This window comes from Shinella sp. WSC3-e, assembly GCF_945994535.1.
Taxonomy (GTDB): Bacteria; Pseudomonadota; Alphaproteobacteria; order Rhizobiales; family Rhizobiaceae; genus Shinella; species Shinella yambaruensis.
This window is the reverse complement of sequence record NZ_OZ000530.1, coordinates 3,831,926-3,850,245: the sequence shown is the minus strand read 5'-3', so window position 1 is coordinate 3,850,245 and position 18,320 is coordinate 3,831,926. Positions and strand designations below refer to the sequence as shown.

Sequence of the window (18,320 nt, the reverse complement as noted above, 5' to 3'; positions counted from 1 at the left end):
CTTAGCCGGATTCACCGCCGCGCGGATTGAAGCACGGTCGCCAGCATCGTCTGCATGGCGATCGTGTCCTCCAGGGCCGGACGTTGCCGGCTTTGCAGGATGGCAGCCTGCAGGCGCTGCGTTTCGCGCCGGATCGCCGGCCCCGTCCAGGTTTTCAGGGCATTTTCGACGATCGGCTTGCGGCGGAAATGCAGATGGCGGCCGAGGGTCGCCATGGCTTGGGCGGCCGGTGCGCGTTTTTCATCCATTTCCGCGCGCATCAGCTCCAGAAGCTGGAACTGCCGAAGGCAACCCTGCAGCACCAGGAAGACCGGCGTCTTGGAGGAAACGATCTTCTGGATGGCATGCAGGAAACCGTCCTTGTCGCCCTTGAGGATGGCATCGACGGCATCGTCCGTCGAGATCGCGCTGGCATCGCCGACGATCTCCTCGACATCCTGCTCCTCGATCAGTTCCCTGCCACGGCAATAGAGCGCAAGCTTGCGCACCTCGTTGCGCGAGGCGAGCCGGTCGCCGCCGATGGTTTCCACCAGGCGTGAACGGGCTGCGGGGGAAATGCGCAAGCCCTCGGCGGCGAGCTCCTGGTCGATGAGTGCCTGCAGGGCGCGTCCGTCATCGGCGTAACAGGGGATAGCGACGACTGCGGAACCGGATTCGGCAGCCTTGCGCAGTCCGGCGCCCTTCTTCAGGTCACCTGCCTCGATGATCAGCGTGGATGGCCCGGCCGGCATCTTGGCCAGGATGTCCAGCGCGTCGGAAAGACCCTTCTCGCTGCCGGCATTGCGGACCCAGACGAGGCGATCGCCGCCGAAGAGGCCGATGGCGTTCATCTCGTCGATCAGCCGGCCCGGCTGGCTGCCGACCTCGCCGGCATCGAGTTTCACGACGGAGAAGGCGTCATTGAGATCGACGCCGCTGACCGCCGCCAGTGCGGCCGCCCGCTCGGAAACCAGGCCCCGATCGGGACCGTAGACGAGGAACAGCCGCACGGGCAGCGGTTTGCGCTTCAGGAAACCGTCGAACTCGTGCGACTTGACTTCGGCCATAGCCGGCTCAGCGACGGCCGAGCGCGGACGCGACATCCGCGCGGATCAGCTCCGCCAGCTCGCGGGCAGCACGATCCTCGGCGTCCCGCACGGCGCGCAGCTTGGCGAATTCCTGCACGGGATAATCGACGAGCGCGACCGTGGAGCGCTTTCCGGACGCCAATGTTTCGCCGGAGTCGGTCTGCACGAGATTGTAGTCGGCCGAGACGACGATGCGGCCGGCGCGGGGAATGTCGTCGCGCACGTCGAGCAGCACGCCGACCTTGCGGACGGCGACATTGAGCTCGAGGTGGTAGAGCGCGCTCTGCGTCTCGCCGCCGCCGCCGGAGAAGAGGAAGATCAGCTCATTGCGGACCCTTTGTTCCACGCGGTCGTCGGCCTTCGAGATGGCCACGGAGGCAAGCTTGCCCTCCGTGCCGGCGGGCGTGGAATACAGCGGCCGCACCTGGCAGCCGGCGACGACGCCGAGGATGGCGATGCCGGCGAACGCCTTTGCGAACCGCGAAAGGCCGGTTCCGTCAGACAACAACATTCACGATCCTCTGCGGTACGACGATGATCTTCTTGGGCTGCTGGCCGGCGAGCACGGCCTGGACCGCCTCGAGCGCCAGAACGGCCGCCTGCACGGCAGTCTGGTCCGCATCGCGGGCGATTGTCAAATCCGCACGCTTCTTGCCGTTGATCTGCACGGGCAGCGTGATCTCGTCGTCGGCGACGAGGCGGTCTTCGTAGGAGGGCCAGGGCGTGGTGGCGACGAGGCCTTCCCCGCCGATCTCGCGCCAGCATTCTTCCGCCAGATGCGGCGTCATGGGGGCGACGACGCGGATCAGGATGCCGACGGCTTCGCGCAGGGCGGCTGCGAGGTCTGGCGAGGCCTTGTCGGCAGCGGCGACGGTGAGCGGCGCGGCGAGCGCGTTGACGAATTCGTAGATGCGCGCGACGGCCTTGTTGAAGGCGAGCTTGTCGTAATCGGCCTGCACGGCCTTCAGCGTCTTGTGCGCGACCTGCGAGACGGCGAGCGCTTCGCCCTCCGTGCCGGGACGGCTTTCCGCGGCCTTCAGGGCCGGCGCCGCCTCGGAAACGAGGCGCCAGACGCGCTGGACGAAGCGATGGGCCCCTTCGACGCCGGCTTCCGACCAGATGACGTCGCGGTCCGGCGGCGAGTCGGAGAGCACGAAGAAGCGGGCGGTATCGGCGCCGTAGGAGGCGATGATGTCATCCGGATCGACGACGTTCTTCTTCGACTTCGACATCTTCTCGATCGAGCCGATGGCGATTTCTTCGCCGGATTCGAGATGGACCGCGCGGCGCTTGCCGCCCTCCTCCTCGATGCGGATTTCGGCAGGCGTCACCCATTCGCGCTTGCCGGCGACGCTGCGGCTGTAGGTCTCGTGCACCACCATGCCCTGGGTGAAGAGACCCTTGAAGGGCTCCTTCAGGTCGAGATGGCCGGAAACCTGCATGGCGCGGGTGAAGAAGCGCGAATAGAGCAGGTGCAGGATCGCATGCTCGATGCCGCCGATATACTGGTCGACCGGCAGCCAGGCGTTGGCGGCGGCGGGGTCCGTCGGGTCGTTTTCCCACGGGGCGGTGAAGCGGGCGAAGTACCAGGACGAATCGACGAAGGTGTCCATCGTGTCCGTCTCGCGGCGGGCGTCCCCACCGCACTGCGGGCAGGCGACGTGGCGCCAGGTCGGATGGCGGTCGAGCGGGTTGCCCGGCTTGTCGAAGGTGACGTCGTCGGGCAGCTTGACCGGCAGGTCGGCCTTCGGCACGGGCACCACGCCGCACTGCTCGCAATGGATGACCGGGATCGGGCAGCCCCAGTAGCGCTGGCGCGAAATGCCCCAGTCGCGCAGGCGGAAGTTCACCTTGCGCTCGCCTTGCGGGGCGTTGCCGAGCGTGACGGCGGAGAGGCGGTTCGCGACCTCCTCGAAGGCTTCATCGGTGCCAAGGCCGTCGAGGAAGCCGGAATTGATCATTACGCCGTCGCCGACATAGGCCTCTTCGGCGATAGTGAAGGTGGCCGCGTCGCCATCCTTCGGCATGACGACGGGCACGACCGGCAGGTTATATTTGCGGGCGAAGTCGAGGTCGCGCTGGTCGCCGGAGGGGCAGCCGAAGATGGCGCCCGTGCCGTAGTCCATCAGCACGAAGTTGGCGATGTAGACGGGGAGCTTCCAGGCCGTGTCGAAGGGATGGCGCACGCGGATGCCGGTGTCCATGCCTTTCTTCTCCGCCGTTTCCAGCGCCGCGAGCGAGGTGCCGGCGCGGCGGCATTCCTCGGCGAAGGCCATGATCTCGGGGTTCTTCGCAGACGCCTCCCGGGCAAGCGGGTGGTCGGCGGAGATGGCGATGAAGGAGGCGCCGAACAGCGTGTCGGGACGGGTCGTATAGACGGTGACGTCCTTTTCGCCCGTCAGGCCCGCGCCTTCGGAAATTTCCCAGCGCACCAGCATGCCTTCGGAACGGCCGATCCAGTTCTTCTGCATCAGGCGGACTTTTTCAGGCCACTGGTCGAGCGTTTCCAGCGAATCGAGCAGGTCCTGGCTGAAATCGGTGATGCGGAAGAACCATTGCGTCAGCTCGCGCTGCTCGACGAGCGCGCCGGAGCGCCAGCCGCGGCCGTCGATGACCTGCTCGTTGGCAAGCACCGTATGGTCGACCGGGTCCCAGTTCACCTTGGACTGCTTGCGGTAGACGAGGCCCTTTTCCAGGAAGTCGAGGAAGAGGTGCTGCTGGCGGTGGTAATATTCCACGTCGCAGGTGGCGAATTCGCGCGACCAGTCCAGCGACAGGCCCATGGACTTCAACTGGTTGCGCATGGTCGCGATGTTGTCGTAGGTCCAGCCCTTGGGGTGCACCTTGTTCTGCATGGCGGCGTTCTCGGCGGGCATGCCGAAGGCGTCCCAGCCCATCGGATGCAGCACGTTGTAGCCGCGGGCGCGCTTGTAGCGCGCGACGACGTCGCCCATCGCATAGTTGCGCACATGGCCCATATGGATGCGGCCCGACGGATAGGGGAACATCTCGAGGACGTAGTACTTCTCGCGCGGATCGTCGTTCTTGGTCAGGAAGACGCTGTCGTCGTTCCATTTTGCCTGCCAGCGGGGTTCGGCATCGCGCGGATTGTAACGTTCGGTGGCCATGTCTTTGATGTTCCGGAAGTCTTTTGGGAGTCTTGGAGGGCGGTGCGCCCATGCGAATATGGTGCCGAGACCTTCATCATGAAACCGCCGAAGCGTCAAGTTTTCCGGCCCCCGGGCCAAAGAGATGCGGCACGCGCACGCTTGGCAAACCGTGCCGATTTCGCTAGGTCCGGAACCAGATGCCGATGGAGAATGAGCATGGACCTTCAGGACCGTCTCGAAGACGTTCGCAACCGGATGCGCAAGGCGGCTGCCGAGGCCGGCCGCAGGCCCGAGGCGGTGACGCTGGTGGCGGTCTCGAAAACCTTCGATGCCGAGGCGATTCGCCCGGCGATCGCGGCCGGCCAGCGTGTGTTCGGCGAGAACCGCGTGCAGGAGGCCCAGGGCAAGTGGCCCGCGTTGCGCGCCGAGGCGGCCGGCATCGAGCTTCACCTGATCGGCCCGCTGCAATCCAACAAGACGGCCGAGGCCGTGGCGCTCTTCGATGTCATCGAGACGGTGGACCGGGAAAAGATCGCCCGCGCGATCGCCGCCGAGATGGCGCGGCAGGGGCGCGCCTTGCGGCTCTATGTCCAGGTCAATACCGGGCTTGAACCGCAGAAGGCCGGCATCGCGCCGGATGATACGGTCGCCTTCGTCGCCTTCTGCCGAGACGAGCTCGGCCTCACCATCGAGGGGCTGATGTGCATTCCGCCGGCGGACGAGAATCCAGGCCCGCATTTCGCCTTGCTCGCCAAGCTCGCCGAACGCTGCAATCTCGATCGGCTGTCGATGGGCATGTCCGGCGACTATGATGTCGCCATCGGCTTCGGTGCGACCAGCGTGCGCGTCGGTTCAGCGATTTTCGGAACACGCTGACATCCTCGCTTGACGAAGCGCAAGAGGCGATGTGCCGCTTGAGGCTTTCGTCTGGCTTTTCCGATGCATCGTCCTCTCCTATTCTTCCTTCTGGAGGAGCCGGCCGTTTCAGGAGGCCGGACATGGAGGATGCGATGCAGAAGACCTATGCCGAGATCTATCGGGCGTGGAAGAATGACCACAGGGGTCATTGGGCCGAAGCGGCCCGGGCAATCGACTGGTTCAGCGAGCCGGCGGATATTTTCGACGGAGAGCAGGGCGTCTACGGGCGCTGGTTTCCCGATGCGGTCGGCAATACCTGTCACAATTGCGTGGACCGGCATGTAGCGGCGGGGCATGGCGCGGACGCCGCGCTGATCTATGACAGCCCGGTGACCGGCCGCAAGGCGCGCTACAGCTACGACGAACTCCTCACCCATGTGAATGCCATGGCGGCGGTGCTCGCCGATCAGGGCGTGGAGAAGGGCGACCGCGTCATTCTCTACATGCCGATGATTCCCGAGGCGGTCTTCGCCATGCTCGCCTGCGCGCGCATCGGGGCGATCCATTCGGTGGTGTTCGGCGGCTTCGCCGCGAGCGAGCTTGCGGCGCGCATCGATGATTCCACCGCCAAGCTCGTGGTCACCGCAAGCTGCGGCATCGAGCCTAATCGCGTGGTCGCCTACAAGCCGCTGCTCGACACGGCGATCGAGCTTGCCGCACACAAGCCGGAACGCTGCCTCGTCTTGCAGCGGCCGGAACTGGCGGCGGAGCTGAAGGCGGGGCGCGACGTCGATCTCGGCCCCGCGCTTGCGGCGGCGCGGGATGCGGGGCGCGTCATTCCCTGTGCGCCGCTGGCGGCCACCGATCCGCTCTATATCCTCTATACGTCGGGCACGACCGGCCAGCCCAAGGGCGTCATCCGTGACAATGGCGGCCACATGGTCGCGCTCGCCTGGACGATGCGGGCGTTCTACGGCGTGGAGCGCGGCGAGGTCTATTGGGCGGCGTCGGATATCGGCTGGGTCGTCGGCCATTCCTACATCGTCTATGCGCCGCTTCTCAACGGCAGCACCACGGTGCTCTATGAGGGCAAGCCGGTCGGCACACCGGATGCAGGCGCCTTCTGGCGCGTGGTGGAGGACTACAAGGTCTCGGTGCTCTTCACCGCCCCGACGGCCTTCCGCGCCATCCGCAAGGAGGATCCGGAGGGCGCGCTCGTCAAGCGGCACGACACTTCCAGTCTGCGCGCGCTGTTCCTTGCCGGCGAGCGGGCCGATCCGGACACGATCCGCTGGGCCGAGGCGGTGCTCGGCGTGCCGGTCATCGATCACTGGTGGCAGACGGAGACCGGTTGGGCGATCGTCGGCAATCCGCTCGGCCTCGGCCAGTTGCCCGTGAAACATGGCTCCCCCACCGTGCCCATGCCGGGCTACGAACTGCATGTGCTGGACGATGCCGGCCATGAGGTTTCGCCCGGCACGCTCGGCAACATCGCCATCAAGCTGCCCCTCCCCCCGGGCTGCCTGACGACCTTCTGGAATGCCGACGAACGGTTCCGCTCGGCCTGCCTTTCGGAATTCCCGGGCTATTACAAGACCGCCGATGCCGGTTATGTCGACGAGGACGGCTACGTCTTCATCATGTCGCGCACCGACGACATCATCAACGTCGCCGGCCACCGCCTCTCGACGGGGGCGATGGAGGAAGTCTGCGCCAGCCATCCGGATGTCGCCGAATGCGCCGTCATCGGCGTCGCCGATGCGCTGAAAGGCCAGTTGCCGGCCGGTTTCCTCGTGCTGAAGAGCGGTGTTTCACGTGAATCATCGCTCGTGGAGCAGGAGGTGGTGGGCCTCGTGCGCGAACGTATCGGCCCGGTCGCCGCCTTCAAGACGGCTATCTGCGTGAAGCGCCTGCCGAAGACACGCTCCGGGAAGATCCTGCGCGGCACCATGCAGAAGATCGCCGACAGGGTGGACTGGAAAATGCCGGCGACCATCGACGATCCCGCCATCCTGGACGAGATCGCTGAAGTGCTGTCCGGGCGGCGGATTGTTTGAGCAATAAAAAACCCGGCCGAAAGGCCGGGTTGGGACACGGGAAGAACCCTCCCGTCCATTGTCGTCATCCTCGGGTTTAACCCGAGGATCCACGCGGTGTCCTCGGCGGTGGATGGTCGGGTCAAGCCCGACCATGACGAAGGAGAGGTGAGCAGCCTTTGTTTCACCGCTCAGAAGCGGTCGTCCTCGTCTTCGTCCGGCGTGGCCGACTTCAGCGACTTCAGCTTGGCGAAGACGGCGTCGGCGTCGATTTCCTTCTCGTCCTCGCGGTCGGTGCTGTAGGGCAGCTTTTCCGTTTCCTGTGCGGATTCCAGCGTCGCACCGAGCTCGGCGGCGGTCGGCAGCGGACGGCCCTTCGAAGCGCGTTCGACTTCGAGGTCGAGGTCGATCTGCGAGCACAGGCCCAGCGTCACGGGGTCCATCGGCGTCAGGTTGGTCGAGTTCCAGTGGGTGCGTTCGCGGATCTGCTCGATCGTCGACTTGGTCGTGCCGACGAGACGCGAGATCTGCGCATCCTTGAGTTCGGGATGGTTGCGCACCAGCCAGAGAATGGCGTTGGGGCGATCCTGGCGCTTGGAGACCGGCGTGTAGCGCGGGCCCTTGCGCTTGGATTCCGGCACGCGGACCTTCGGTTCGGAAAGCTTCAGCTTGTGATTCGGATTGGCTTCGGCGCGGGCGATCTCCTCGCGCGACAGCTGGCCGGTCGAGATGGGGTCGAGGCCCTTGATGCCCTGGGCCGATTCGCCGTCGGCGATCGCCTTCACTTCGAGCGGATGCAGTTTGCAGAATGTGGCGATCTGGTCGAACGACAGCGCCGTGTTGTCGACCAGCCAGACCGCGGTCGCCTTTGGCATGAGGAGCTGCTGAGCCATGGATATAGTCCTTCTGTCCGTCCGCGCCGGTGTCGCGGGCCGTGGGGTGTAACCACTATGTTCCGGGAATTGCGCCCTCTATACAATCACTGTCGCAGAAATGCAATTCTTCAAGCGCAAATGACCTTTTGTCTAATTGCCCGAGGGATTTGACCTGATATGTATGGCAACGGAGATGCGGGGAGCTGGAGGAGACGCGGCTTTCCCGCCTATGCGCAGTGAGGAGGAATCCATGTCCGCAAAGACCTATCCGGTGCTGAAATCCGCGAAAAGCCGCGCGCTGATCGACAACGAGACCTATCAGAACTGGTATCGCGAAAGCATCGAGAACCCGGAGCGCTTCTGGGACAAGCACGGCATGCGCATCGACTGGTTCAAGCCCTATACCAAGGTGAAGAACACGTCGTTTACCGGCAAGGTGCCGATCAAGTGGTTCGAGGACGGCATCACAAACGTCTCCTACAATTGCATCGACCGCCACCTCAAGGCGCATGGCGACGACGTCGCCATCATCTGGGAAGGCGACAATCCCTATATCGACAAGAAGATCACCTATAACGAGCTCTACGAACACGTCTGCCGCATGGCGAACGTGATGAAGAAGCACGGCGTCAAGAAGGGCGACCGCGTCACCATCTACATGCCGATGATCCCGGAAGCGGCCTATGCCATGCTCGCCTGCGCGCGCATCGGCGCCGTGCATTCCGTCGTCTTCGGCGGCTTCTCGCCGGATGCGCTGGCCGGCCGCATCGTCGACTGCGAATCCACCTTCGTCGTCACCTGCGACGAGGGCGTGCGCGGCGGTAAGCCGATCCCGCTCAAGGAAAACACCGATACCGCGATCGACATCGCCGCCAAGAACCATGTCATCGTCAACAAGGTGCTCGTCGTGCGCCGCACCGGCGGCAAGACCGGCTGGGCGCCGGGCCGCGACATCTGGCATCACCAGGAGGTGCTGACGGTGCCGCGCGATTGTCCGCCGGCAAAGATGAAGGCGGAAGATCCGCTCTTCATTCTCTACACGTCCGGTTCGACCGGCAAGCCGAAGGGCGTGCTGCACACCACGGCGGGCTACCTCGTCTATGCCTCGATGACGCACAAATACGTCTTCGACTACCAGGACGGCGATGTCTACTGGTGCACGGCCGATGTCGGCTGGGTCACCGGCCATTCCTACATCGTCTACGGGCCGCTGGCGAACCGCGCGACCACACTGATGTTCGAAGGCGTGCCGAACTTCCCGGATGCCGGCCGCTTCTGGGAGGTGGTCGACAAGCACAAGGTCAACATCTTCTACACCGCACCGACGGCGATCCGCGCCCTGATGGGGGCCGGCGATGCCTTCGTGAAGCGCTCGTCGCGCTCGTCGCTGCGCCTGCTCGGTTCGGTCGGCGAGCCGATCAACCCGGAAGCCTGGGAGTGGTACTACAACGTCGTCGGCGAGGGCCGTTCGCCGATCGTCGATACTTGGTGGCAGACGGAGACGGGCGGTATCCTGATCACCCCGCTGCCGGGCGCGACGGAGCTCAAGCCGGGCTCCGCCACGCGGCCGTTCTTCGGCATCAAGCCGCAGCTGGTCGATAACGAGGGCAAGGTGCTGGAAGGACCGGCCGACGGCAATCTCTGCATCATCGATAGCTGGCCGGGCCAGATGCGCACGGTCTACGGCGACCACAAGCGCTTCGTCGAAACCTATTTTTCGACCTACAAGGGCAAGTACTTCACCGGTGACGGCTGCCGGCGCGACGAGGACGGCTACTACTGGATCACCGGCCGTGTCGACGACGTGCTCAACATTTCCGGCCACCGCCTCGGCACGGCGGAAATCGAATCGGCCCTCGTCTCGCACCACCTCGTCTCGGAAGCCGCCGTCGTCGGCTATCCGCACAGCCTCAAGGGCCAGGGCATCTATTGCTACGTCTCGCTGATGGCCGGGGAGGAAGGCACCGATGCGCTGCGCCAGGACCTCGTCAAGCACGTGCGCAAGGAGATCGGCCCGATCGCGACGCCCGACAAGATCCAGTTCTCGCCCGGCCTGCCGAAGACGCGCTCCGGCAAGATCATGCGCCGCATCCTGCGCAAGATCGCCGAGGACGATTTCGGTTCGCTCGGCGACACCTCGACCCTCGCCGATCCGGCCGTCGTGGACGACCTGATCGCCAATCGGCAGAATAAGGCTGCCGGCTGAGTTTGAAGCATGAAGCGAAACGGCGGCCATTTGGCCGCCGTTTTCGTTCCTCCTCCCGACGTCATCCTCGGGCTCGACCCGAGGATCCGTGCGGCACCCGTGGCCGTGGATGGATCGGGTCAAGCCTGACCATGACGATGGAGAGGGAGGCGATGTGTCACGGCTGCTCGCCGAATTTCCTCTCAGAAATCGATCGCCCGGCCCTTGATCTCCCAGTCCCCGAAGCGTGCCGGGTCGGCGCCGCCGCGTCCGCCGATCTCCGGCGCGGGCTCGGCCTGCGGGGCGGCCTTGCGCCGCTCCTCGGCTTCCTGGAGGGCGCGCAGGGCGGCGGGCGGCAGCACTTTCCGGCCGTCGGCATGATTGTCGTTGTCGCTTTGCATGAAATTGGGCATCCTTCCCGGATATTGAAGAATTCCTGTTCGCTTCCCATCATATAAGGCATGTCGCGCAAAAGTGTGCAGCGGTTTTGCGACAACGACATGCAAAAGCTAGGTATGAAGGCGCTGTGGAAAGCGCTGATTCACGTGAAACATTCCCTTGACAACAGGGAGTGGCAACCCGGCAAGAGACCAGACAGGAGCCGAAAACGCATGAACATCGTTCGAACAGCCATGCTTCTTGCCGCCATGACGGCGCTTTTCATGGGCGTGGGCCTGCTCATCGGCGGCAAGGGCGGCATGATGATCGCGCTTCTCGTCGCGATCGCCATGAACTTCTTCTCCTACTGGAATTCCGACCGCATGGTGCTGTCCATGTACGGCGCCAAGGAGGTCGACGAGCGCTCGGCACCGGAATATTACGGCATCGTGCGCGATCTCGCCAAACGTGCCGGCCTGCCCATGCCGCGCGTCTATGTCATCAACAGCGACCAGCCGAATGCCTTTGCCACCGGCCGCAACCCGCAGAACGCCGCGGTTGCCGCCTCGACGGGCCTGCTTCAGGCCCTGAGCTATGAAGAGGTGGCGGGCGTGATGGCGCATGAACTCGCCCATATCCAGAACCGCGACACGCTGACCATGACGCTGACGGCGACGATCGCCGGTGCGATCTCGATGCTTGCCAACTTCGCCATGTTCTTCGGCGGCAGCGGCAATCGGGAAAACAACAATCCGCTTGGCTTCATCGGCGTGCTCATCGCCATGATCGTCGCGCCCTTCGCCGCCATACTGGTGCAGATGGCGATCAGTCGGACGCGCGAATATTCCGCCGACAAGCGCGGGGCGGAGATCTGCGGCAACCCGCTCTGGCTCGCCTCGGCCTTGAAGAAGATCGCCATCGCCGCCGGCCGCATTCCCAACGAGGCCGCCGAGCACAATCCGGCGACGGCCCATATGTTCATCATCAATCCGCTGTCGGGCGAGCGCATGGACAACCTGTTCTCCACCCACCCGAACACGGAGAACCGTATAGCGGCGCTTGAGGAAATGGCCCGCGGCATGCAGACACGCTCGACGGAGCCGGTGCGGGCTGATAATCCGGTGCGCAAATCGCGCTCCGTCCCGTCGACCGGCTGGGGACGCGGTGGTTCCGAACCGCCCAAAGGTCCCTGGTCTTGAACGACGACAAACACAAAAACAGAGCACATTCGAAACGCCATCGCCCCGGCAAGGGACCGCCTCCGGGGCCTGCTGCGAACCATCCGGAAAAGCCGGGCCTGCGGGCCCGGCAGGCCGCGGCCAAGATCCTGGCGGCGGTTGTCGATCGCAAGACGCCGCTCGACGGCATGCTCGACCTCGAAAACGGCAACCCGGCCTACCGCCAGCTGAACGATGCCGACCGCGCGCTCGTCCGGGCCATCCTCAACACGGCGCTGCGCCACCTCCCCCGTATCGAGGCCATCCTGGATACGCTCGTCGGCACGCCGCTGCCGGACGGCGCCCGCGCGCTGCATCATGTGCTGACGGTCGCGGCGGCGCAGATCCTCTATCTCGACGTGCCCGATCATTCCGCCGTCGACCTTGCGGTCGAGCAGGCGCAGATCGACCCGCGCAACCGCCGCTTCGCCAGCCTCACCAATGCGGTGCTGCGCCGCCTGTCGCGCGAAAAGGCCTCGCACCTGACGGCGACGCAGGCGGTTTCCGTCATTCCGGCCTGGTTCCACGAGCGGCTCTCCGCCGTCTATGGCCGTGACCATGCCGCGCGCATTGCCAATGCGCTGCTCGAACCCTCCACCGTCGATCTCACCGTCAAGTCGGATCCGGAAGGCTGGGCCGCGCGGCTCGGCGGCCTGGTGCTGCCGACCGGTTCGGTGCGCCTGCCCGTCGCGTCCGGCGCCATTCCGGCGCTCGAAGGCTTCGAGGCCGGGGAATGGTGGGTGCAGGATGCCGCGGCAAGCCTGCCGGCAAAACTGTTTTCGGACCTTGCCGGCAAGCGGGTCGCCGATCTCTGCGCCGCGCCCGGCGGCAAGACCGCGCAGCTTGCCGCCGCCGGCGCCAGGGTCACCGCCCTCGACCAGTCCGGCAACCGGCTGAAGCGGCTTGTCGGCAATCTCGACCGGCTGCGTCTTTCGGCCGAGACGGTCGAGGCGAACATGGCGGAATACCGCCCGGGCGAGCTGTTCGATGCCGTGCTGCTCGATGCGCCCTGCTCCTCGACGGGCACGATCCGCCGCCATCCCGATGTCTTGTGGACCAAGGGGCCGGAGGATATCGGCAAGCTGGCCGGCCTGCAGGAGCGCCTGCTGCGCCACGCGCTGACGCTCGTGCGTCCCGGCGGGGAGCTGGTCTTCTCCAACTGCTCGCTCGATCCGAGCGAGGGGGAGGACATGGTCGCCCGGGTTCTCGCCGACAATCCGGACTGGCGCATCGCGCCGGTCGATCCCGCCGACTGGCCGGGTCTGGAAGCGGCGATCTCCCCGCGCGGCGAATTCCGCACCACGCCTGCCATGCTGCCCGCGACACTCGGCCATGCCGGCGGCGTGGACGGGTTTTATGCCGTTCGGCTCGTCCGTGCCGGCTGAGCTGCACCGGCTCTTCCGAAAGACATATGCCGTCGTCAACAGCCCATCGACCGCCGGTCAATTGACGCCGCTTGCCTTCTCGGCCTAGCTATAGGCCAAGGAGGCGTTCGTTAACCATGCAGCTTTCCGACAGGCAGCGGCTTCTCTATCTGTATATGCGTGAGGGTTGGCGCCGGTTTTCGCGGAGGCTCGCCCTCGGGCGAATCAGCGCGATGCGCTTTTCCGGCGGCACGCCGGACCGGCTGGTCGTCGCGCCGACGGACCTTCACCCCGCTGATTCGTTTGCCGGCGAAGAAATCGTCGCCGGGCGTTTCCCGCTGGCCGGCCGCGTTCTCGAATGCGACGGCGAATCACCCTTTGCACTGGAGCTTCCCTCGGAGGAGTTCGCCGTGCGCCTGCATTCCTTCGGCTGGCTGCGCCATATGCGGCTGGTCGATCCGGAAAAGGCCGCCCATACAGCTCGCTTCATCGTGGACGACTGGCTGCAGAGCCATGGGCGGGTCATCGGCGGGCTTGCCTGGCGGCCCGATGTCGTCGCGCAACGCATCATCGCCTGGCTGTCCCATTCGCCGGTGGTCCTGAAGGATGCCGACTATCCCTTCTATCGCCGCTTCCTGAAGAGCCTCGCCTTCCAGGTCCGCTATCTGCGCCATGTCGCCGACACGACGCGCGACGGCGAGCCGCGGCTGCGGGTGCGCATCGCGCTTGCCATGGCCTCCATCGCCATGCCGGCCTCCGCCTCGCGCATGCGCAGGGCCGCCCGCCATCTCGACGAGGAGCTCGACCGGCAGATCCTGCCCGATGGCGGCCATTCCTCGCGCAATCCGCGGGCCGCGCTCGACGTGCTGCTCGACCTGCTGCCGCTGCGTCAGACCTATGTCAATCTCGGCCATGACGTGCCCGCGCAGCTCATCCCTTCCATCGACCGCATCTTCCCGGCGCTGCGCTTCTTCCGCCACCAGGGCGGCGAGCTCGCGCTGTTCAACGGCGCGACCTATACGCTGGCGAACGAGCTGATGTCGGTGCTGCGCTACGACGAGACCGGCGGCGCGCCCTTCAAGGCGCTGCCGCAGAGCCGGTACGACCGCCTGGCCGTCAAGGAAACGGTCGTGCTGATGGATACGGGCGTGCCCAAGTCGGTCGATCTTTCGGCGACGGCCGCCGCCGGTGCGCTTTCCATCGAGATGTCCTCGGGCAGGAACCGCTTCATCGTCAATTCCGGGCGACCGCGCTTTGCCGGCGAGGCGCTCAGGCAGATGGCGCGCACCACCGCGGCCCATTCCGTCGCCACGCTCAACGACACGTCCTCCTCGCGCATCTCCACGTCCCGTTTCCTCGGGCCGATCGTCGTCGGCGGCGTCAGCAAGGTGGACGTGTCGCGTGCCGAGCGCCAGTCCGGCGCCGACAGCGTGACGGCGACCCATGACGGTTATCTCAAGCGCTTCGGCCTTCTCTACGAACGGGACATCCTCGTGGCGGCGACGGGCAGCGAGATCCGCGGCCGGGAGCGTTTCTACAAGCCCGCCGACCCCGACGGGGCGATCGAGAAGGGCACGGCCGTGGTGCGCTTCCACATTCATCCGACGATCCAGCTCTATCGGGTGTCGGCCAACGAGATGCGGCTGATCGCGCCGGACGGCGAGGCCTGGGCGCTGACCTGTATCGATGTTGCCGTGGAGGAGGAGGAGGATGTCTTCTTCGCCGATCCCTCCGGCGTCCGGGCGTCGCGCCAGCTCACGCTGACCATGCCGCTCGCCAAGGTGGCGGAAGTCCAGTGGTCGCTGATGCGGCAGCGTTGAGAATTCCCGGCTTTTGGCGGTTTTCTCGGGGCCGGGCCTGTGATAACGGGGCGCATGACCATCCGGCCCCTCTCCCGGGCCGTCAGAACGGAGCGTCCCATGGCCGTCATTTCCAAGAAAATCCCCGCCCCAGACCGGGTCGCCCTGCGCACGGCGCTGCTGTCCGTCTCCGACAAGGCCGGTGTCGTCGATCTCGCCCGCGCCCTTGCCGAAAAGGGCGTGCGGTTGTTGTCGACCGGCGGCACGCACAAGGCGCTCAGCGATGCCGGGCTCGACGTCACCGACGTTTCCGAGGTCACGGGCTTTCCGGAAATCATGGATGGCCGCGTCAAGACGCTGCATCCCACCGTGCATGGCGGCCTGCTGGCGATCCGCGACGATGCGGAGCATGTCGAGGCGATGAAGGCGCATGGCATCGGCGCGATCGACCTTGCCGTCATCAACCTCTATCCCTTCGAGGAGGTACGCGCCAAGGGTGGCGACTATCCGACGACGGTCGAGAACATCGACATCGGCGGGCCGGCGATGATCCGCGCCTCGGCGAAGAACCACGCCTATGTGACCATCGTCACGGATCCCGCCGATTATCCCGCGCTGCTGGAGGAACTTGCGGACGGTTCGACTTCCTACGCCTTCCGCCAGCACATGGCGGCGAAGGCCTATGCCCGCACGGCGGCCTATGACGCGGCGATCTCCAACTGGTTCGCCGATGCGCTCGATATACCCATGCCGCGCCACCGCGTGCTCGGCGGCGTCCTGAAGGAGGAGATGCGCTACGGCGAGAACCCGCACCAGAAGGCGGGCTTCTACGTGACCGGCGAAAACCGCCCCGGCGTCGCGACCGCCACGCTGCTGCAGGGCAAGCAGCTTTCCTACAACAATATCAACGACACCGACGCCGCCTTCGAGCTCGTTGCCGAGTTCCTGCCGGAAAACGGCCCGGCCTGCGCGATCATCAAGCATGCCAATCCCTGCGGCGTCGCCACCGGCAGGACGCTGAAGGAGGCCTATGCGCGGGCGCTCGCCTGTGATCCGGTCTCGGCCTTCGGCGGCATCATCGCGCTCAACACGGTGCTGGACGGCGAGACGGCGGAAGAGATCGTCAAGCTCTTCACCGAGGTCATCATCGCGCCGGACGCGGACGAGAAGGCCCGCGCCGTCATCGCCGGCAAGCCGAACCTGCGTCTGCTGGTGACGGGCGCCCTGCCCGATCCGCGCGTGCCGGGCCTTTCCGCCAAGACGGTGTCGGGCGGCCTCCTGGTACAGAGCCGCGACAACGGCATGGTCGAGGACCTCGAACTGAAGGTCGTGACCAAGCGTGCGCCGACGGCGCAGGAGCTGGAAGACATGAAGTTCGCCTTCAAGGTCGCCAAGCACGTCAAGTCGAATGCGGTGGTCTATGCCAAGGACGGCCAGACGGCCGGCATCGGCGCCGGCCAGATGAGCCGCGTCGATTCCGCCCGCATCGCCGGCCTGAAGGCCGAGGAAGCGGCCAAGGCCATGGGCCTTGCCGAGCCGCTGACGCGTGGCTCGGCCGTCGCGTCGGAAGCTTTCCTGCCCTTCGCCGACGGCCTGCTCTCGGCGATTGCCGCAGGCGCCACGGCGGTCATCCAGCCGGGCGGTTCGATGCGCGATGCGGAGGTGATCGCCGCGGCCGACGAGGCCGGCGTCGCCATGGTCTTCACCGGCATGCGCCATTTCCGTCACTGAGCCGGATTCTTAGCAGACCTCTGCTTTCCTCCGTCATGGTCGAGGCTTGCCCCGACCGTCCATGGCCGCAGGTGGCGTGTGGATCCTCGGGTTAAACCCGAGGATGACGACAGTGGGTGGGGCGATGTCTGTCATCCCCCTGACGCCCCGCTTGCCGGGCGTCTTGCGTTTCAGGCCTCGACCTTTGCCGCGGGATAGGGCGTGCGCAGCAGGAGCAGGAAGCCGGCGAGGAGGAAAGCGATGAGCGTCATCATGCCGAGGCGGGCGGAGCCCGTCGCGGTGGTGACGAGCGCGACGGAGAGCGGCGCGAGGAAGGACGTGGCCCGGCCGGACAGGGCATAGAGGCCGAAATAGCGGCCCGCTTCGTCGGGATGGATGCTTCTTGCGAGATAGGACCGGGCGGAGGCCTGGACAGGACCGAAGGCGACGCCGATCATGAGGCCGTAGACGATATAGGCCTTTTCCGCCGCCGTGCCGAACAGGCCGCCGGAATCGGCGGTCGGCAGCGGCACGAGGCCGAACAGCGTGAAGCCCGGGCCGGTGGAGACGATGCCGATGGTGGCGAGGATCAGGCAGACGAGGCTCATCACGACGACGGCCTTCGAGCCGAGGCGCCTGTCCATGCGGCTGGCATAGAGGCAGCCGCCGATCGCCACAACGTTGAGGATGATGCCGTAGATGCCGAGTTCGAAGGTCTGCCAGGCGAACATGCCGGCGGCGAAGGTTCCGCCAAGCGCCAGCAGTCCGTTGACCCCGTCCTGGTAGATCATCCGGGCAATGAGGAAGCGCAGGATGCCCGGCTTCCTGCGCAATTCCCCGAGGGCGACGGAGAGGTCGGCAAAGCCGGCGCGCACCGCGGCCGCAATGGGCAGCCCCCGGCTCTGGTCCGGCGTGAAGAAGAACATCGGCAGGATGAAGACGAGATACCAGAGCGCCGAGATCGGCCCGGTGATGCGGGCGTCCTCGCCGGCGGCGGCGTCGAGGCCGAAGAGCGGGCTGATGCCGATCGCCGTCCGTCCGGTCTCCGGGTTTGCGGCCAGCAGCGCGACGACCGCGATCAGCACGATCATGCCGCCGAGATAACCGAGGCCCCAGGCGATGTTGGAGATGCGGCCGACATCCGCCGGGCTGACGAGGCGCGGCATCATCGAATCGTTGAAGACGATGGAGAATTCCGCCGCCACGGTGGCGAGCACGATCATCGCCATGGCGAAGACGAGGCTGCTGCCGGGCGCCGCATACCAGAGGGCGATGAGCGACAGGATCTTGATGGCGGCGAAGGCGGCGATCCAGGGTTTTCGCGCGCCGGAAGCATCGGCGATGGAGCCCATGACGGGGGCGAGCAGCGCGATGGCGACGCCGGCGATGGTGAGCGTGTAGCTCCAGGCCGCCTGCCCGGCCGCGTGGTCCTCGGTGAGGCGCGAGACGAGGTAGGGGCCGAAGATGAAGGTGGTGATGACCGTGAAGAAGGGCTGTGCCGCCCAGTCGAACAGCATCCAGCCCGTTATGCCGAGGCGGCTCGTCCGCCCTGCTGCCGCTTCCGCCACGCCCGCCCTCGTTTCTCGAATCGCTGCGGCGGGTTCTCACGCCGGTTCCGGCGGGAGGCTAGCATTTGCCGGTGGCGGGATTCAACGGGTGTGGTTAGGCCCCTTCCTCTGCGATGCCGGGCAAAGAGGGTAGTCGCGATTGGAATTATGCAA

At 65.8% G+C, this 18,320-nt stretch carries 13 protein-coding genes; 7 read left to right on the top strand and 6 right to left on the bottom strand.

What is annotated here, in order from left to right; genetic code table 11:
- Nucleotides 1–11: 11 nt before the first annotated feature.
- The 3 genes from holA to leuS are packed head-to-tail and all read right to left on the bottom strand — an operon-like array spanning nt 12 to nt 4,195.
- On the bottom strand, nt 12–1,046 hold the full coding sequence (holA, locus tag AABF56_RS18880) for a DNA polymerase III subunit delta (RefSeq protein ID WP_272807132.1): 1,035 nt from the start codon (nt 1,044–1,046) through the stop codon (nt 12–14).
- A gap of 7 nt (nt 1,047–1,053) precedes the next feature.
- Nucleotides 1,054–1,578: an LPS assembly lipoprotein LptE gene (gene lptE, locus AABF56_RS18875; protein WP_244770743.1), complete on the bottom strand. Its 525-nt coding sequence runs from the start codon at nt 1,576–1,578 to the stop codon at nt 1,054–1,056.
- On the bottom strand, nt 1,565–4,195 hold the full coding sequence (leuS, locus tag AABF56_RS18870) for a leucine--tRNA ligase (RefSeq protein WP_272807131.1): 2,631 nt from the start codon (nt 4,193–4,195) through the stop codon (nt 1,565–1,567). Before leuS ends, lptE begins: the two co-directional genes overlap by 14 nt.
- A gap of 198 nt (nt 4,196–4,393) precedes the next feature.
- Here leuS and AABF56_RS18865 point away from each other — a divergent pair, with 198 nt between their 5' ends.
- Together AABF56_RS18865 and AABF56_RS18860 are read left to right on the top strand one after the other, a co-directional pair.
- Nucleotides 4,394–5,053 (top strand): YggS family pyridoxal phosphate-dependent enzyme, encoded by a 660-nt coding sequence (locus AABF56_RS18865; protein ID WP_272807130.1) that lies wholly within the window; start codon nt 4,394–4,396, stop codon nt 5,051–5,053.
- Nucleotides 5,054–5,187: 134 nt separating this feature from the next.
- A complete protein-coding gene (locus AABF56_RS18860; RefSeq protein WP_272807536.1) occupies nt 5,188–7,092 on the top strand; it encodes a propionyl-CoA synthetase in 1,905 nt (634 codons plus the stop codon).
- A gap of 170 nt (nt 7,093–7,262) precedes the next feature.
- Here the strand turns inward: AABF56_RS18860 and AABF56_RS18855 are convergent, their stop codons facing one another.
- A complete protein-coding gene (locus AABF56_RS18855; protein WP_064331962.1) occupies nt 7,263–7,964 on the bottom strand; it encodes a DUF1013 domain-containing protein in 702 nt (233 codons plus the stop codon).
- A 232-nt stretch (nt 7,965–8,196) separates the two neighbouring features.
- Here AABF56_RS18855 and acs point away from each other — a divergent pair, with 232 nt between their 5' ends.
- Nucleotides 8,197–10,152, top strand: coding sequence for an acetate--CoA ligase (gene acs / locus AABF56_RS18850; RefSeq protein WP_272807129.1), 1,956 nt, complete (start codon nt 8,197–8,199; stop codon nt 10,150–10,152).
- A 182-nt stretch (nt 10,153–10,334) separates the two neighbouring features.
- Here acs and AABF56_RS18845 read toward each other — a convergent pair whose 3' ends face one another.
- Nucleotides 10,335–10,532 carry a DUF1674 domain-containing protein gene (locus AABF56_RS18845; RefSeq protein WP_244770739.1) on the bottom strand — a complete coding sequence of 66 codons (198 nt, stop codon included), beginning with the start codon at nt 10,530–10,532 and terminating at the stop codon, nt 10,335–10,337.
- Between the two features lie 210 nt (nt 10,533–10,742).
- Here AABF56_RS18845 and htpX point away from each other — a divergent pair, with 210 nt between their 5' ends.
- From htpX to purH, 4 genes are all read left to right on the top strand, one after another.
- Entirely contained in the window at nt 10,743–11,708 is a 966-nt protein-coding gene (htpX, locus tag AABF56_RS18840) for a zinc metalloprotease HtpX (RefSeq protein WP_272807128.1), read from the top strand.
- On the top strand, nt 11,705–13,111 hold the full coding sequence (locus tag AABF56_RS18835) for an RsmB/NOP family class I SAM-dependent RNA methyltransferase (protein ID WP_443021137.1): 1,407 nt from the start codon (nt 11,705–11,707) through the stop codon (nt 13,109–13,111). Before htpX ends, AABF56_RS18835 begins: the two co-directional genes overlap by 4 nt.
- 116 nt (nt 13,112–13,227) lie before the next feature.
- Nucleotides 13,228–14,910: a heparinase II/III family protein gene (locus AABF56_RS18830; protein ID WP_272807127.1), complete on the top strand. Its 1,683-nt coding sequence runs from the start codon at nt 13,228–13,230 to the stop codon at nt 14,908–14,910.
- A gap of 99 nt (nt 14,911–15,009) precedes the next feature.
- Nucleotides 15,010–16,620 (top strand): bifunctional phosphoribosylaminoimidazolecarboxamide formyltransferase/IMP cyclohydrolase, encoded by a 1,611-nt coding sequence (gene purH, locus AABF56_RS18825; protein WP_272807126.1) that lies wholly within the window; start codon nt 15,010–15,012, stop codon nt 16,618–16,620.
- 170 nt (nt 16,621–16,790) lie between these two features.
- Here the strand turns inward: purH and AABF56_RS18820 are convergent, their stop codons facing one another.
- Nucleotides 16,791–18,116: an MFS transporter gene (locus AABF56_RS18820; RefSeq protein WP_443021164.1), complete on the bottom strand. Its 1,326-nt coding sequence runs from the start codon at nt 18,114–18,116 to the stop codon at nt 16,791–16,793.
- Nucleotides 18,117–18,320: the final 204 nt, after the last annotated feature.

Coding starts and splice junctions, on each gene's coding strand:
- holA (WP_272807132.1), bottom strand. CDS start 1,046: ATGGCCGAAGTCAAGTCGCACGAGTTCGACGGTTTCCTGAAGCGCAAA.
- lptE (WP_244770743.1), bottom strand. CDS start 1,578: ATGTTGTTGTCTGACGGAACCGGCCTTTCGCGGTTCGCAAAGGCGTTC.
- leuS (WP_272807131.1), bottom strand. CDS start 4,195: ATGGCCACCGAACGTTACAATCCGCGCGATGCCGAACCCCGCTGGCAG.
- AABF56_RS18865 (WP_272807130.1), top strand. CDS start 4,394: ATGGACCTTCAGGACCGTCTCGAAGACGTTCGCAACCGGATGCGCAAG.
- AABF56_RS18860 (WP_272807536.1), top strand. CDS start 5,188: ATGCAGAAGACCTATGCCGAGATCTATCGGGCGTGGAAGAATGACCAC.
- AABF56_RS18855 (WP_064331962.1), bottom strand. CDS start 7,964: ATGGCTCAGCAGCTCCTCATGCCAAAGGCGACCGCGGTCTGGCTGGTC.
- acs (WP_272807129.1), top strand. CDS start 8,197: ATGTCCGCAAAGACCTATCCGGTGCTGAAATCCGCGAAAAGCCGCGCG.
- AABF56_RS18845 (WP_244770739.1), bottom strand. CDS start 10,532: ATGCAAAGCGACAACGACAATCATGCCGACGGCCGGAAAGTGCTGCCG.
- htpX (WP_272807128.1), top strand. CDS start 10,743: ATGAACATCGTTCGAACAGCCATGCTTCTTGCCGCCATGACGGCGCTT.
- AABF56_RS18830 (WP_272807127.1), top strand. CDS start 13,228: ATGCAGCTTTCCGACAGGCAGCGGCTTCTCTATCTGTATATGCGTGAG.
- purH (WP_272807126.1), top strand. CDS start 15,010: ATGGCCGTCATTTCCAAGAAAATCCCCGCCCCAGACCGGGTCGCCCTG.
- AABF56_RS18820 (WP_443021164.1), bottom strand. CDS start 18,116: ATGCTGTTCGACTGGGCGGCACAGCCCTTCTTCACGGTCATCACCACC.